This window comes from Cystobacter fuscus DSM 2262, assembly GCF_000335475.2.
In the GTDB taxonomy this organism is placed as follows: domain Bacteria; phylum Myxococcota; class Myxococcia; order Myxococcales; family Myxococcaceae; genus Cystobacter; species Cystobacter fuscus.
In genome coordinates, this window is record NZ_ANAH02000001.1 from 708,607 (window position 1) to 723,512 (window position 14,906).

Annotated in this window: 12 protein-coding genes and 1 pseudogene; 5 read left to right on the forward strand and 8 right to left on the reverse strand. The window is 67.5% G+C overall.

Annotated elements, in window-relative coordinates; genetic code table 11:
- Positions 1 to 20: 20 nt before the first annotated feature.
- Positions 21 to 1,301: a hypothetical protein gene (locus D187_RS02725; protein WP_002623015.1), complete on the reverse strand. Its 1,281-nt coding sequence runs from the start codon at positions 1,299 to 1,301 to the stop codon at positions 21 to 23.
- A gap of 419 nt (positions 1,302 to 1,720) precedes the next feature.
- On the opposite strand from D187_RS02725, the gene D187_RS02730 reads away from it, so the two are divergent.
- Complete coding sequence (locus D187_RS02730) at positions 1,721 to 3,244, forward strand: hypothetical protein (RefSeq protein WP_002623014.1); 1,524 nt, start codon at positions 1,721 to 1,723, stop codon at positions 3,242 to 3,244.
- 69 nt (positions 3,245 to 3,313) lie between these two features.
- Complete coding sequence (locus D187_RS49340) at positions 3,314 to 6,517, forward strand: S8 family serine peptidase (protein ID WP_002623013.1); 3,204 nt, start codon at positions 3,314 to 3,316, stop codon at positions 6,515 to 6,517.
- Here D187_RS49340 and D187_RS54630 read toward each other — a convergent pair whose 3' ends face one another.
- From D187_RS54630 to D187_RS02755, 5 genes are all read right to left on the reverse strand, one after another.
- Positions 6,518 to 6,673, reverse strand: coding sequence for a hypothetical protein (locus D187_RS54630; protein ID WP_002623012.1), 156 nt, complete (start codon positions 6,671 to 6,673; stop codon positions 6,518 to 6,520).
- Between the two features lie 53 nt (positions 6,674 to 6,726).
- Positions 6,727 to 7,011: a DUF427 domain-containing protein gene (locus tag D187_RS02740; RefSeq protein ID WP_043427836.1), complete on the reverse strand. Its 285-nt coding sequence runs from the start codon at positions 7,009 to 7,011 to the stop codon at positions 6,727 to 6,729.
- A gap of 646 nt (positions 7,012 to 7,657) precedes the next feature.
- Positions 7,658 to 8,452, reverse strand: coding sequence for an ABC transporter permease (locus D187_RS02745; RefSeq protein WP_002623010.1), 795 nt, complete (start codon positions 8,450 to 8,452; stop codon positions 7,658 to 7,660).
- Positions 8,453 to 8,456: 4 nt separating this feature from the next.
- Complete coding sequence (locus D187_RS02750; RefSeq protein WP_002623009.1) at positions 8,457 to 9,260, reverse strand: ABC transporter permease; 804 nt, start codon at positions 9,258 to 9,260, stop codon at positions 8,457 to 8,459.
- Positions 9,257 to 10,252, reverse strand: a complete 996-nt coding sequence (locus D187_RS02755) for an ABC transporter ATP-binding protein (RefSeq protein WP_002623008.1) — start codon at positions 10,250 to 10,252, stop codon at positions 9,257 to 9,259. The genes D187_RS02750 and D187_RS02755 overlap by 4 nt, the downstream gene beginning before the upstream one ends.
- 64 nt (positions 10,253 to 10,316) lie before the next feature.
- On the opposite strand from D187_RS02755, the pseudogene D187_RS02760 reads away from it, so the two are divergent.
- Positions 10,317 to 11,515: pseudogene (locus D187_RS02760) on the forward strand (small ribosomal subunit Rsm22 family protein).
- Here the strand turns inward: D187_RS02760 and D187_RS02765 are convergent.
- Both D187_RS02765 and D187_RS02770 read right to left on the reverse strand, forming a co-directional pair.
- On the reverse strand, positions 11,516 to 12,004 hold the full coding sequence (locus D187_RS02765) for an FKBP-type peptidyl-prolyl cis-trans isomerase (protein ID WP_002623005.1): 489 nt from the start codon (positions 12,002 to 12,004) through the stop codon (positions 11,516 to 11,518).
- A 46-nt stretch (positions 12,005 to 12,050) separates the two neighbouring features.
- Positions 12,051 to 13,442, reverse strand: a complete 1,392-nt coding sequence (locus tag D187_RS02770; RefSeq protein ID WP_002623004.1) for a M20/M25/M40 family metallo-hydrolase — start codon at positions 13,440 to 13,442, stop codon at positions 12,051 to 12,053.
- Positions 13,443 to 13,553: 111 nt separating this feature from the next.
- On the opposite strand from D187_RS02770, the gene D187_RS02775 reads away from it, so the two are divergent.
- Together D187_RS02775 and D187_RS02780 are read left to right on the forward strand one after the other, a co-directional pair.
- Positions 13,554 to 13,925: a response regulator transcription factor gene (locus tag D187_RS02775; protein ID WP_002623003.1), complete on the forward strand. Its 372-nt coding sequence runs from the start codon at positions 13,554 to 13,556 to the stop codon at positions 13,923 to 13,925.
- Between the two features lie 20 nt (positions 13,926 to 13,945).
- Positions 13,946 to 14,851 (forward strand): PilZ domain-containing protein, encoded by a 906-nt coding sequence (locus D187_RS02780; protein ID WP_002623002.1) that lies wholly within the window; start codon positions 13,946 to 13,948, stop codon positions 14,849 to 14,851.
- The last annotated feature ends 55 nt before the right edge of the window (positions 14,852 to 14,906 follow it).

The window sequence follows — 14,906 nt, forward strand, 5'->3', positions numbered from 1 at the left end:
GCCCCGCGCCCCCTGTTCCCCTAGGGCTGGCCCAGCAGCGCGCGGCAGCCCGGATCGTTCAGGTTCCAGGTCACGCGCCCCTGCTCGAACCCCCCCAGGAGGCAGGCGACGTTGAGCGTGGTGGCGGCGTTCACGCTGGGCGCGCCCGGGTTGTAGGTGATGTAGACCAGCTCATTCTTGCCCAGGGTGAGCTTGTCGTAGTTGGCGCGAGGGGTGAAGGAAGCCGTCCGCTCGTCGGAGACCTGGCCGTTCACCGGCGGGGTGTACTTGCGCACCTCGTTGAACAGCTCCTCCTGGAGCCTGCGCTGGACGGCGCTCACCACGTTGGCGAAGGAGGCTTCACCGGGTGCCTGCGGGCCCCAGGTGCCGTTGGCCTGCGGGTACTCGATGCGAATACCGCACGTGTTTTCCGCGGCGCACGGCACCAGCTGCTCGAAGAAGGCGCGCACCTCGGCGTCCACGCACGAGTCGAAGCAGGTGGCGGCATGGGCGCCGGCCCGCTCGAGCAGCGTCTGCCAGTTCACGGAGAAGCGGGCCTGGCGGGAGAGCTCACTGGTCTTGATCTCCCAGTCGATCTTCGCCGTCAGCAGGTGGTCCCACTGGCCGCCGGTGGCCATCAGGAGCCGGAGCGCATCGGCCCATCCGGGCAGGGTGGTTGCCTGGAAGGAGATGTCTTGGGCCACCACGCTCCCACTGGAGGCGTTGGCGCTCGTGAACCTGTACATCACGTTGGTGTCCAGACCATACGGCTGGGTCGGATCCTGCCGGGTGTAACACTTCGGGACGGCCACCCGCCTGACACCGGTGGACGTCGTGACTTGGATGAACTCCCGCGTGCACGCCACGTCGATGCGCCCCTGCGTCACCTCGTAACCGGAGACGAGGAACCGGGTCCTGGCCTTCGCGGCCGGAGCCGGGGTGACATAGAAGCCCTGGGCGGTGGCCTCGTCCTGGAGCTGCTGGAGCACGCCCAGATGGCTGAGGGTGGAGAGCGTCCCGCTCATGTTGGTCAGCTCCGCCCCCGCGAAGAAACCCGAGGCCGGAGTGTAGGCGCCCACCTGGAAGCGCGGGGAGGGAGAGGTGCTCAGCGGGTACTGGACGGCCACGCCACCGCGGCGTGGGACGTAATAGATGAGCAGCGGATCCTCCGTGTCCGCCAGGAGGGTAAAGGCATCCTGGACGGTGGCCGAGAAGTGCTGTGCCACGGGGTTCGCGGAGGGGGACATCGGCGCGGCGGCCACCTGGCCGGAGGACGCCACGGAGACCACGGCCAACACTGCGGGCAGCAGCGACTTCTTCATGGTGTTTCCCTTTCAAACAGCGGAGCCCTGGGAACAGGCGTCGAGGACCTCTCTCCAGGTGTTCCGCGCCGCATCCATGGAGATACCACGGATTGAAGCAGACATCTCCCGGTGAGACCTCGTCAACTCTTCGTGACCCAGGTGCGTCTGCGTTCGGGTTGGCGCCTCCTCCTGAAGGTGGGGTTTCACTGAAGTGCTGCCCTCGCGGCTCTTTTTCTCACCTTCACATAGAGTATTGGTGTATAAAGAATCACGGTGCTGACTGGCGGCCGGCTTCCAACGCAGGGAAGGCCGTCACACCCATTCCCCGAAACCGGACTACCAGACGTCGCCGCGGTCGTTGCCGTGAAGGCCAGCAGACTCCACTGCGCTCGATCGAGACAGCCGGAGTGTGCCCACTGATTGGGAGGGAGTTCGACATGATGCCGTCCTGGAGAAAGCTGTTGTTGAGCGCGGTCGCGGGGGTGGTGGCGGGCTGCGGAGGTGAGAGCGCCTCACGTGAGCCGCGGGGCCCGAGCGAACTCGGCTCGCTCAGCCAGGGACTGCTCGCGAGCTGTCCCTTCACCTCTCCGGCCATCAACATGGACAAGGAGCTGGTGGTCCGCAACCTCTCCGTCGTGAATGACCCCTGCCGCACCCAGTTCAACGGCACGGGCTGCGCTTCCCCCAACTCCCGGGGCAAGTGGTCCTTCGGCTATCTGATGTCGCAGATCGCCGGTGGCAAGGATGCGGCGGGGACCTCGGAGTTCGTGTTGAACTGGCTGGGAACCTGGCAGACCGACCAGAACATCAACGGCCATCTGGTGGCCGCCCGAGCGGGGGTGTCCTCCGCGGGAGCACCCCTGGGGATGAACAAGTTCATCAATACCTGGAGGACGAAGAGCAACTGCCCGGCGACGGGTGCGTGCACGCTCGACTTCAACCAGGCTCCCTTCCGGCTGCTCGCCATCATCAACCGCGTCGACCTGAGCGGGAACGCGTATGGCTCCGCCAGTCCTGGCGAGCTGCGCTTCGTCTTCGGCTTCGTCGACCTCAACAAGCTTGGCGATGCGAGCAGCAACAACGGCGCCATGAAGGGCACGGTCATCTTCGAGTACAAGCTCACCCAGCACCTGGACACGTTCGGCTGGGCCGAGGAGTGGCATCGGCTGGCGACCTACGAGTTCAGTGAGGCCTACAACAGCAGGCTGGAGCAGCTCACGAACCTGGTGGCCACCTATAATCCGTCGTGGATTCCCGGGGGTTCCGCCATCAGCCAGATTCGCACCAACGAGATCGAGTTCGACACGGCGGCGCTGTCCAACCGGGTGTGGGAGCTGCGTGAGCAGACGCGAGACTGCTCGCAGGGGACCTGCAGGCTGCGGCCGGACACCGTGAAGCTGACTCCCGACAGCCGGTACAACAAGGGCGGCGAGGATCAGACGGATCCCACCTACAAGGGCAGCGACCTGGACAGCTACCTGTTGAACAACGCGCCCCTCATCGACGCGGAAGATCTCAGCACCCTGCCGCCGCACATGATTGGCGGAGCCTCGCGCTCCAAGTCGGCACTGGGACAGCAGCTCGTCTGGGACCTGTCTACCGAAAGCCAGAGCAGCTACGAGCAGAATGGCGGCGCCTTCAGGACGTCGACCCGGCACGTGTTCGCCCTGCAGACCTGCGGAGGCTGCCACTACGCCGAGACGGGGACGAGCAACTTCCACGTCGCCCCGCGTGGCATCAACCAGATGGCCCAGCTCTCGGGGTTCCTCGCCCCCTCCGGCTCGGAGTCGCTCCTGCCCAATACCGGGGATCCGACGCAGCCCTACTACTACACCTCGCCCACGGATCCGGTGGACTTCGAGACGCGGCAGTACAACGACCTGTGGCGCCGCAAGTGCGAGATGCAGCGGCTGCTCCACTTCGTGGAGACGCCGCTCTTCAAGCCAAGCGGCGCCCACTGAACGTGATGGGCCCGGCCAGCCGCCCGCACGGGTGGCTGGCCCTTCGGACGTGAAGGAAGGAGCACCATCATGATGGAGCGCATTCGCATGGGGCACGTGGCAACAGCGGCGGGCCTCGTGGGACTGGCCACGCTGGTCCTGCTGCTGCCAGGGTGTGAGCGGTCACCCGGAGGTGCTCCCCGGGAGCCCGTGCACCCGGAGATGTCCGTGGAGCGTGGGTATGTGGAGGGGGAGCTCCTGGTCCGGTTCCGGGAGCCAGCCCAGGCGGGCGCGTTGGCCGCGCTCGAGGCCGCCCCGGGTGCGCGGATCGTCCATTCCTACGAGTCCCTGCCAGGCCTGCGGGTCATCCGCCTGCCCAGGGGCGCGGACATGGAGCAGGCCCTCGCCGCCTACCAGCGGGATCCCCGCGTGCTCTACGCCGGGCGCAATGCCATCTACTCCATCGACAGCACGCCACGGACGCCGGGGGATCCACTCTTCGGTGGACTCTGGGGAATGAACAACACGGGTCAGGACGGAGGCTCCGCGGGCGCGGACATCGGAGCCCCCCAGGCCTGGGGTCTCACGACCGGCAGCAGCGAGGTCGTCCTGGCGTTGATCGACAGCGGCATGGACTACACCCACCCGGATCTGGCCGCCAACGTGTGGTGGAATCCCGGGGAAATCCCTGGCAACGGCCGCGATGATGACGCCAATGGCTATGTCGACGACGTGCATGGCATCAACGCCATCACGGGCACGGGCGATCCCCTGGATGATGGCAACCACGGGACGCACGTGGCGGGCATCCTGGGCGCGGCGGGCGACAACGGTCTGGGCGTCACGGGAGTCAACTGGAACGTCAAGCTCATCGCCTGCAAGTTCCTCGACAAGACGGGCAACGGGGCGGAGTCGGACGCGCTCAAGTGCATGGACTATCTCTGGCGCCTGAAGACACGCGCGCAGCATCCGGTCCACATCGTGGCGACCAACAACTCCTGGAGCTGCCGGTCGCAATCCTGCAACTCGGACCCCATGCGCCAGGCCATCCAGAAGCATCTGGGCGCGGGGATGTTGTTCGTGGCGGCCGCCGGCAACGTGAACGCCAACATCGACGTCGCCGAGAGCTGGCCCGCCAAGCACCAGCTGCCGAACATGCTCGTGGTCGCGGCCACCGACCGGAAGGACGCCCGGTGGAACCTGTCGAGCTACGGCCGACACACCGTGCACCTGGGCGCCCCGGGCGTGGACATCCTCAGCACCGTCCCTGGCAATGCCTACCAGAGCTTCAATGGCACCTCGATGGCCGCCCCTCACGTCACGGGGGTCGCGGGCCTGCTCGCGACCCAGGACCCCACCCGGGACTGGAAGGCCATCCGCAATCTCCTGCTCGCCGGGGGCCGCGCGATACCGGGCCTGTCGGGTGTCACCCTGACGGGCCGACGTCTGCGCGCCTGGGGCCCGGAGGGCAGTGGTGCGCTCAACTGCGAGGGTCAGAGCGTCACGCAGCGGATGAAGCCGGTGGTGAGCGCCGGCCGCATCGCGACCGTCGTCGGGTTCCCGATCTCCCTCGCCGTGCTGAACATCCGCTGCGCCGAGCCCGCCGGAGCCGTCTCCGTGGATGTCTCGGGCAGCGCGGAGACGACCCTCCCCCTCGGGGATGAGGGCGAGGCCGAGGACCTGGCCGCCGGGGATGGCATCTACTCAGGACGTTTCACCCCGACCACGCCGGGCACCTACACGCTCACCTTCCCGGGTGGAGAGTCGATCGCCGTCGACGTGTTCAATCACTATGGCCCCGCGCGGCAGCAGCCCTCCACCTACGAGGTCATGACCGAGGCGAACACCCATGTGGTGGGAGCCTCGGATGAGACGACCAGCATCCTCTCCACGCCCTTTCCCATCCGGTTCGCCGGGATGACTCCGGGCTTCTCCACCCTGTACGTGAACAGCAACGGGTACATCACCTTCGCGCCCGTGCCGTCGGCCTCGGGCAATACCCCCCTGCCCTCCACGTTCTTCCCGTCGGCGCTCCTTCCCCTCTGGCAGAACCTGGAGGTGCCGGGAGTCGAGCCCTCGGGTCTGTACCACGAGACCCTGGGCACCTCGCCCCACCGCAAGTTCGTAATCGAGTGGCGCGACGTGGCGATCTCTCCCATCTTCCCGACCCAGCCCCTGAAGTTCCAGGTGGTGTTCTTCGAGGACAGCTCGGACATCGCGTTCAACTACGCCAATGTCTTCTACGGCGACGAGGAGTTCCCGGAGCTGGACAACGGGGCCAGCGCCACGGTGGGCATCCAGTTGCTGCCCACGGTGGTCCAGCAGTACAGCTACCTGGAGCCCAAGCTGAACAACGGCACCTCGCTGCTGTTCAGGACGCTCGCGTCGTCGAACGTGCTGGAGGTCACCGCCCCGGTCCTCACGACCAGTTCCCCGAAGGAAGGCACCCCCGTCACCCTCCAGGCCTCCTTCAGCACGCCCAACGCATCAGACGGACCGTGGACGGTCGAGTGGAACTGCCAGCATCAGGGAGGAGTCTTCGTGGCCGAGTCGGAGCAGTCCCATCCCGAGCCGGGTCCCGTCACCCAGAGCTGCCACTACTCCGCCCAGGGAACCTACACCGTGGCCCTCAGGGTCACGAGCCGCTCCGGGGAGCACTCGGAGGTCCAGTCGACGACCTTCGACGTCGCCGACGTGAGCCCGAGAATCCTCTCGTTCACGGCCACTCCGCAGAGCGGAGCCGAGTCCCTGGAGGTGCGGTTCACGGTCGAGGCCACGACGGGCGCCGCGAACGGGCAGGTCGACGCGGTGGTCGACTATCAGTGGGACTTCGATGGAGACGGGACCTTCGACACGGTCACGACGGCGCCCCAGGCCCAGCACCTGTATGACGACAACCCCGCGACGGGGAGCACCTTCCGCGCCAAGGTCCGGGTCCGGGATCCGGACAGCGCCACCGACGCGGTGCTGCCGGTGACCGTGACGAACGCGCCGCCCGTGATCACCCCGATCACCAGCCAGAAGGCGGTCTGCGGGACGGAGTACACGCTTCAGCTCTCCGCATCGGACCCCGGCCGGGACACGCTCTCCTTCGCGTTGAATCAGTCTCCCTCGGGCATGACGATCACCCCCACGGGGCTGATCCGGTGGACTCCCAACTTGAGCCAGAACCAATGCGGGTGGTGGCAAAAGAGCCAGTCCCATGACGTGAAGGTCGATGTCTCGGATGGAGACGGTGCCACGACCCGCGCGGAGTTCAAGGTCCAGGCCTTCAAGCCAGCCTCCAGCTTCTAGTCAACTGCTCGCGGAGGTGTAGCGGCCGATGGAGTGCAACCACACCCGGCGCGAGAAGAACGCGAAGAGGAGCGAGGACTCGAGGCCCCGCTTCCAGCTCGGCATCATCAACTCCACCGGCGGGCCGATCTGGTAGCGGAAGGGCCACCAGTCCAACAGGCCGCGCAGTACGGGGAGAGCACGTTGGCCAGGAAGGTGATGAGCCGCGCTCAGGGAGCGAGTTCGACGTCTCCCCAGAAGCCAATCCAGTGGTCGACCCGCTTCATCGACGCCTGGGGCGCCTCGTAGGACCAGGCCGCGCGCTCGCTCCGGCCGCTCGCGTCCGAGACATCGTAGAACTGGACGCCATGCGGACACGCCCGGTCGCTGTCCGTCTTCGGCGCGGGCCGAAGCAGTTCCATCTGGACAGACGCACGCGGAAAGTAGTGGTAGCCGCCAACCTCGACGGTGTCGGCGCTCTCCGCGATCACCCTGCCTCGTAATGTCGCTCTCATGTCCCGTGTACCCTAACGCCTCGAGAGAAGACTCACCGATGAAACACCCGATTCGCTGTTGGCTGCCCCTGTGGGCCTGATGGCGCTGGTGCTCGCCGTGTCCGCCTGGGCCAAGGCGCCCCCACCAGGGCGGTGCTCGCGGAGAAGGTGCCCCCGAACAAGAACAGCGCCATGTTATGCGGCATGATGGCGCCCCAGGAGAACAGTTCGCCAGCGAGGAGGCGTACAAGCGGGAGGCAGCAGGGGCGTGGGCTACCACCTCGGGCGCACCCGGCACTGGCTCCGCGCCGAGCAGGTGGCATCCACATCCATCTGGATCTGCGCCTGCTTCGGTCGCCCCGTTGCAGGCAATCATCGTCGCGGGCGAGCGCCTCACTCGTAGGATGGCGGTAGCGACCACGGTGCTCCCCGCCCCGAATGCGAAGATCAACATGGCCCTGTTGCGTTTGCTCGCTTTGAGCGCATCCCATGCGTCAATGGATTCGCTGTGAGGGTAGCCGCCGCCTTGAGGGCTGGCAGCTTCCGGCGGTTTCCGGCGCCTGCCGCCTTTTGCAGCCTGGAAGTTACGGCCGCACTGGGGGCAGAACCTGGCATCGGCATGAAGAGGGCTGCACCGCCTCTCCACCGGCCCGGCGCACAGCTTCCGTCAGCTGCTCGCGGAGGTATAGCGGCCGATGGAGTGCAGCCACACCCGGCGCGAGAAGAACGCGAAGAGGAGCGAGCCGAGCAGCGCCCACACCAGCGCCGTCCACGGCAGCCGGCCGAGCATCGCCTCCGCGGGGAAGGTGGTCATCACCGCCAGGGGAATGACGAAGGTGAAGACGAAGGCGAGCACCCCGCGGAACACCGGCGCCGGCCAGCGTGCCGCGTCGAAGATGGACGAGAAGAGGTAGGTGAGGTTGTCCACCTTCACCACGTAGAAGGCGGCGCACACCGTGAGGATCCACAGCGAGTAGAGCAGGAGCACGCTCGTGCCCAGCAGCACGAGCGAGATGGCCACGCCCAACAGGGACGGTCCGCGCCCGATCAGGTGGAAGCCGTAGCCGAAGATGATCAGCGCGGCGACGAGGTTGATGGCGCGCCACGGCAGGAAGTTCTCGGTGGACACCAGGAACTGCGCATCCGCGGGCTTGAGCAACACGAAGTCCAGCGTCCCCTTGCGGATGTGCTCCACCACGCCCTGGAGGCTCGGGTTGATGGCCCCCTCGAGAATCCCCTGCAACAGGGTGAACCAGCCGATGACCAGCAGCGACTCGCCGAAGCTCCACCCCTCGATCTGGCGCTGCGCGCTCTGGAAGACGACGAACAGGGGCACCAGCGCGGAGGCCATCCAGAAGAGGGAGATGAGTCCATCGAGCAGGAAGTCCGCCTGGTACTGCATGGCGAGCAGGCTGGACGCCCGGAGGCGAACCTTCAACAAACGCAGATAGCGGCGGAACATGCCCCTAGCCTCCATAGGCGGCGAAGCGCTTGAGGCCCCGCTTCCAACTCAGGATGGACAAGCCCAGGAGCAGTGCCACCCACGACCACTGGAGGCCCAGCAATCCCAGCGCCTCGGTGAAACCGTGCGCGTTCGTCATCAACTCCGCCGGCAGGCCAACCTGGTAGCGGAAGGGCAACCAGCCCAACAGGCCGCGCAGCAGCGGGGGGAAGAGCTCCACCGGGTACAGGTAGCCGGAGCAGATCATGAAGAAAGCGAACCACAGGTCCATCAGCCGGTTGCTGCTCTCGATGTACAGGCTCAGGCTCCCGATGAGCACGTTGGCCAGGAAGGTGATGAGCCAGCCGCCCACGAGCGCCAACAGGAAGAACCCCCAGCCCCACGCGGTGCCAGGCACCGAGCGGGTGCCCAGGGTGAACACGGAGAAGAGCGTCAGCGGCACCACCAGCAGCAGACGCAGGGGGAAGGTGCCCAGGTTCTCCGCCGCGTAGCTCCACAGGGGCGAGATGGGACGCAGCAGGCGCATGGCCAGCGTGCCCTGGCGCACCTCGTAGTTGATCTGCCAGGCCGCGTACGCCCCCGTCATCTGCCGCACCACGAAGATGGCCAGGAAGTAGCGCACGAAGTCGTGGGAGTCATAGCGCCCCACGGGCTCGTAGCGGGCCACCGCCGTCCACAGCGCCATGGAGATGAAGGGCATGGTGGTGCCCAGCACCCAGACGAGCATCTCCGCCCGGTAGGCCACCGCCTCGGACACGCCCACCCGCAGCAGCGTGGGCAGGGCACGCAGCGTGCCGCGCACACTCATGTGCCCGCCTCCTGGCGCCGCGCCTTGCTCTCGGCGAACAGCTCGCTCATGACCTCTTCCAGGGGCGCGTTCTCCACCGTCAGGTCCATCACCGGCAGGGTGGAGAGCACCCGGCTCACGGTGGCGTTGACGGCCTCCTGTGACACCTGCAGGACCGCCGACAGCGCGTCGTGCGTCACCACCTTGCCCAGGGTCGCCAGGTCCGGCGCGTCCACCGGCTGGGACAGGCGCAACACCACCCGCTTCTCCGGCCGCACCCTCTTCACCAGCGCGTCGAGCCCCCCGTCATACGACACGATGCCCTTGTCGATGACGATGATGCGCGGGCAGAGCGCCGCCACGTCGTCCATGTAGTGGCTGGTGAGGATGAGCGTGGCGCCGTGCCGCTCGTTGTAGGCCTTGATGAAGGCGCGCATCGTGGCCTGCATGGACACGTCCAGCCCGATGGTGGGCTCGTCCAGGAAGAGCACCTTGGGACGGTGGATGAGCGCCACCGCCAGCTCGCACTTCATCCGCTCGCCGAGCGACAACTGCCGCGTCGGCTTGCCGAGGAGCTCGCCCAGGTCCAGCAGCGTCACCAGCTCGTCCAACGTCTGCTTGTACTGAGCGGTGGGAACGTCGTAGATGGCGCGGTTGAGCTCGAGCGTCTCCGACGGGGGCAGGTCCCAGATGAGCTGCTGCTTCTGCCCCGTCACCAGCATGATCTTCTTGAGGAAGGCCTCCTCGCGATGACGCGGGACATGACCGTCCACGCGCACCTCGCCGCTCGAGGGGTGCAGGAGCCCCGAGAGCACCTTGAGGGTGGTGGTCTTCCCCGCCCCGTTGGGACCCAGGAAGCCCACGCGCTCGCCGGGCTGGATGTCGAAGGAGATGCCATCCACCGCCTTGACGGAGGTGTAGGTCCGATGAAAGACCGAGCGGAGGGCGGCCTTGAGGCCGGGCGGACGCTTGTGGACCTGATAGTGCTTGCGCAGGTCGCGGACGGAAATCATTGAGTCGGGGTTTAACGCGGTTGCCCGTCAGAGGCGACCCTTCTATCGCGAAGGCAGGGTGGGGATGAGTGGCCCGTACGGCAAGGACTTGGAGCGTTGGATTCCGCGGCTCATCGCCGTCTGGAGGCAGGCGCGCGGCAGGGCGGACGGGCCCGAGACGCGCCTGACGCCACAGGAAGTGAAGGAGGTGGGCGCGGGAGTGAAACAGCTCTCGCTGGGACTCACGCGCGAGCGCAAACTCGCCGGGGCCCGCTACATGGACGACCCCAAGCTGCTCGGCGCCTACCTGCTCTTCTACTGGCCTGTCTCCTATGCGCAGGCCCGCGAGGCCCTGGGCGAGCTGTCCGCGAGGCCCCGCTCGGTGCTCGACCTGGGAAGCGGCCCCGCCCCGGTGGCCTTCGCCGCGCTGGACGCGGGCGCCGCCGAGGTGACGGCCGCGGACCGCAGCAAGCCCGCGCTGGCGCTCGCGCGCGCCCTCGCGACGGAGGCCGGTGAGGCGCTCGCCACCCGGGAGTGGGATCCGCTGCGCAAGGCGCCCCCTCCCGAGGGCAAATACGATCTCATCACCATGGGCCACGTGCTCAACGAGCTGTATGGCGCGGGGACGAGGCGGTGAAGCCGCGCGCGGCGTTGCTCGAGCAGGTGCTGGCGCAGGTGAAGCCCGGGGGCAGCCTGGTGGTGCTGGAGCCCGCGCTGCGCGAGACGTCGCGGCTCTTGCTCAAGGTGCGCGACGTCATGGTGGAGAAGGGCTACGCCATCCGCGCGCCCTGCATGTACCGGGGTGCCTGTCCCGCGCTGGTGAAGGAGAGCGACTGGTGTCACGCCGAGCGCACCTGGACGATGCCCCGGGTGGTGGAGGAGATCGCCCGCGCGGCGGGGCTGCACAAGGAAGCGCTGAAGATGAGCTACCTGGTGCTCGCGCCCGCGGGCGAGGGCTGGCCCGAGCCCCGGCCGGAGCGGCTCTTCCGCATCGTGTCCGAGTCGCTCGAGGGCAAGGGGCGCCAGCGCTTCATCGGCTGTGGGGCCGAGGGCCGCATGGGCCTGGCGATGCAGGACAAGCACCGCACGGAGAAGAACGAGCGCTTCTTCAAGCTGCACCGCGGCGACGTCGTCTCGGTGACGAACACCGAGGCCAAGGGAGACGGGCTCGCGCTGGATGACCGCTCGGAGGTGAAGGTGGTGGCCTACGCGGGCCAGGGCGTGCCCCCGGCCCCGAAGACGCCCGCGCCGCCCCCCGACGAGGGCCAGCGCGAGCCGACGTGATCAGTCGTGGTCGTGCCCGTGCTCGCCATGGGCGTGACCGTGCTCCAGCTCTTCCTTCGTCGCGGCGCGCACGTTGTGCACCTTGACCTCGAAGTGGAGCGTCTTGCCGGCGAAGGGGTGGTTGAAGTCGACGATGATCGTGTCGCCCTTCACTTCCTTCACCAGGAAGTCCACCTCGTCGCCCTCATGGTCGGTGGCGCTGAGGATGGCGCCCGGCTTGATCTCCATCTCCGCCGGGAACTCGCTGCGCGGAACCTCCTCCACGCCGTCCGGATCGATCTCCCCGTAGCCCTCCTCCGGCGAGACGACGACCTTCAGGGACTCGCCCTTGGTCTTGCCCTCCAGCGCCTTCTCCAGGCCCGGGACGATCTCATCGTGCCCGTGCAGGTACTCGAGCGGCTCTCCCGGCTCGCTCTCATCCACCACTTCTCCATCCCCCAGATGCAGCCGGTACTCGATGGAAACGACGCTGTCCTTGGCGATTTTCATGAAGCCCTCATAACAAGCGAAACGTCCCGGACGCTACTTCACGACTTCAGTACGACTTCAGTGCCTGGGCCAGCTCGGCGTACAGGTGGATGGCGCTGCGCACCGCCTTGTCCCAGTCACCCAGGTGCAGGCTCTCGTTCTCGGAGTGGGCATTGGTGTACGGATCCTCCACGCCGATGAGCAGCGCGGGCACCCCGCCCAGTTCCCGGGCGAACGGCTCCACGAAGGGAATGGACGCGCCACACCCGATGGCCACGGGCTCGGTGCCATAGCCCAGGCGCAGCGCGCGGAAGGCGGCCTGGAAGGCCGGATGCGACGTCTCCGTGAACCAGGGCCCCGCGGGCGCGTCCTGCTTGATGTGCAGTTCCAGCCCCCAGGGCACGCGCTGCTTCAGGTGCTCCACCAGCCGCCGCTGCACGTCCGCCGCGTCCAGGTCCGGCACGACGCGGATGCCCACGCGAGCCCACGCCACGTCGCAGATGATGTTGCGCGCGTCCTTGCGGCTGCTCGCCTGGATGGCATTGATGGCGAGCGCCGGCTGGCGCCAGTTCGTCTCCCACGGATGACGCCCACCGAGCAGCTCGGCGCCGGGCACCAGGCCCGCCTGCTGCTTGAAGTACGCCTCATCGCCCGGCAGCGACTGGATGCCGCGCCGCTCGTCCTCGGTGAGCGGACGCACGTGCTCGTGGATGCCCTCGATGGCGATGCTGCCGTCGGGGTGGGTCAGCGAGGCGAGCATCCGGCACAGCGCCATCACCGGATCCGGCACCGGCCCGCCCCACATGCCCGAGTGCACCGCCTGCCGCAGCGCGCGCACCTCCACGTCCACCGTCACCAGGCCGCGCAGCGCGGTGGTGATGGAGGGCAGCCCCGTGTCGAAGTTCGTCGTGTCCGTGAGCACGATGGCATCCGCCTGGAGCAGCGCCTTGTGCCGTTGCAGGAAGGTGCCCAGGTGCTCGCTGCCCACTTCCTCCTCGCCCTCGATGAGCACCTTCACGTTGAGCGGCAGCTCCCCGCCGCCCTTCAACCACGCGTCCACCGCCGAGGTGTGCACCACGATGCCCGCCTTGTCGTCCGCCGCGCCCCGCCCATAGAGGCGCCCGTCGCGCACCTGCGGCTCGAACGGCGGGCTCTTCCACGCCCCCTCGTCCCCCGCCGGCTGTACGTCATGGTGGGCGTACAGCAGGAGCGTGGGTTTGCCAGGAGCCTTCAACCGCTCGCCGTACACGTACGGATGGGCACCCTCCAACTCCAGCAAGCGCACGTTTTCGAACCCACGCGACTTCAACAGTGCCGCTGTGGCGTGCGCGCTCGCGCGCACGTGCGCGGGATCGAAGCCGTCGAAAGACACACTGGGAATGCGGATCAGCTGCTTCAAATCTTCGAGGTAGCTGTTCTTCTGGACGTCGAAGTGGGCGAGGGCCTGATCGGTGGACATGGCGCGTGCTTAGCCCACTTCCCGGGGTCTCCGCGCGAGTGATGAAAGCAATGAGAAAGCACGTCGAGACCATGGGCAATCCAGGGGTGGGCGCCTTATCATGGCGGGGACATGCCCCCCCCCACGCTTCTGCTGGTCGATGACGATCGCTTCGTGCGCCACCTCCTCAAGGATGCCATCCAGGAAAGTGGCCTCGAGGTGCGGATGCTCGAGGCGGCGGACGGGCGCGAGGGGCTGGAGGTCGCCGCGCGAGAGCAGCCGGCGTTGATGCTGTTGGATCTCTTCATGCCCCGGTGCAGCGGGCTGGAGGTGCTCGCACACATCAAGCAGTCCTCACCGGACACGCGGGTGCTCATCATCAGCAGCATGGATGCCGCTCCGGTGGTGCAGCAGGCCCTGTCCGCCGGGGCGGTGGGCTTCGTGGGCAAGCCCTTCCATCCGTTGGAAATCTCCCTGGCCATCCGCCAGGCCCTGGCCCACTGAACACAACCCGAGGAGAGCCCATGTCGAATTACTGGATTGGAGACTCCGTCGGACGCGTGTTGGGACCCCTGACGCTCCAGTCGCTGCGGGAACTGGTGAGCTCGGGACGTCTCAAGGCCGTCACCCGCGCTTCCCGCGATGGCGAAGCCTGGGAGCCCATCGCGCAGTTCAACGAAGTGAAGGATCTGTTCAACACCTTGCGGCCCGGCTCCGCCGACGAGTCCGGACAGGCCGCGCGCCTGCGCACGCAGTTGGGGCAGATGCAGTCGATGAGCGCGTGGCAGCTCTTCGGGCTGAAGCCGGAGGCGCCGCTGGAGGAGGTGCGCAGCGCCTTCTTCCGGATGGCGCGGCGCTTCGCCCCCGAGAACATGGCCCCGGACACCAGCCCCGAGCTGCGCAAGGTGCACGCGGACATCTTCGAGTTGCTCGCGCGCCGCATGCGCGAGGCGGAGGCCCAGCGCGCCACGGCCACGGCTCCAGCGGCGCCCGTGCCCGCGGGGCCCCGCCCGGTGACTCCCGCCGGCGGACGCCCCGCCGTGCAGGGCTCGGCCTACACCTACTCGGCCGAGGAGTTCGTGGGCCTGCGCACGCAGAACGACCGGACCCAGGTGGAAGTCCAGGTGAACGCGCGCAACATGGGCATCTTCACCGACCACCGCATCATCAACCTGCAGTCCGGAGCGCTCTTCATTCCCGCGTCCAACCCCTTGCGGTTGGGCACCCGGGTGGAACTGGTGTTGAATTTCGAGCAGCCTCCGCGGCAGCTCAAGCTGCGCAGCTCCGTCATCTGGGAATACACGCTCGACGATGGTAAGCAGCCGCGCGGCTATGGCCTCGGTCTGGCGGACTTGAGGCCCGAGGAGCGCACCTTCCTCGACGACTTCCTGCGCACGCACCGCATCCAGGCGCCCACGACCGCGGGCTGAGCCACATGGCGGTCCGCGTCCATCTCGGCCGCAGTCCCCCACCCCTCCGCCGGAA

Excerpts from the sequence above, each read along its gene's own strand:
- D187_RS02725 (WP_002623015.1), bottom strand. The coding sequence starts at position 1,301 with ATGAAGAAGTCGCTGCTGCCCGCAGTGTTGGCCGTGGTCTCCGTGGCG.
- D187_RS02730 (WP_002623014.1), top strand. The coding sequence starts at position 1,721 with ATGATGCCGTCCTGGAGAAAGCTGTTGTTGAGCGCGGTCGCGGGGGTG.
- D187_RS49340 (WP_002623013.1), top strand. The coding sequence starts at position 3,314 with ATGATGGAGCGCATTCGCATGGGGCACGTGGCAACAGCGGCGGGCCTC.
- D187_RS02740 (WP_043427836.1), bottom strand. The coding sequence starts at position 7,011 with ATGAGAGCGACATTACGAGGCAGGGTGATCGCGGAGAGCGCCGACACC.
- D187_RS02745 (WP_002623010.1), bottom strand. The coding sequence starts at position 8,452 with ATGTTCCGCCGCTATCTGCGTTTGTTGAAGGTTCGCCTCCGGGCGTCC.
- D187_RS02750 (WP_002623009.1), bottom strand. The coding sequence starts at position 9,260 with ATGAGTGTGCGCGGCACGCTGCGTGCCCTGCCCACGCTGCTGCGGGTG.
- D187_RS02755 (WP_002623008.1), bottom strand. The coding sequence starts at position 10,252 with ATGATTTCCGTCCGCGACCTGCGCAAGCACTATCAGGTCCACAAGCGT.
- D187_RS02765 (WP_002623005.1), bottom strand. The coding sequence starts at position 12,004 with ATGAAAATCGCCAAGGACAGCGTCGTTTCCATCGAGTACCGGCTGCAT.
- D187_RS02770 (WP_002623004.1), bottom strand. The coding sequence starts at position 13,442 with ATGTCCACCGATCAGGCCCTCGCCCACTTCGACGTCCAGAAGAACAGC.
- D187_RS02775 (WP_002623003.1), top strand. The coding sequence starts at position 13,554 with ATGCCCCCCCCCACGCTTCTGCTGGTCGATGACGATCGCTTCGTGCGC.
- D187_RS02780 (WP_002623002.1), top strand. The coding sequence starts at position 13,946 with ATGTCGAATTACTGGATTGGAGACTCCGTCGGACGCGTGTTGGGACCC.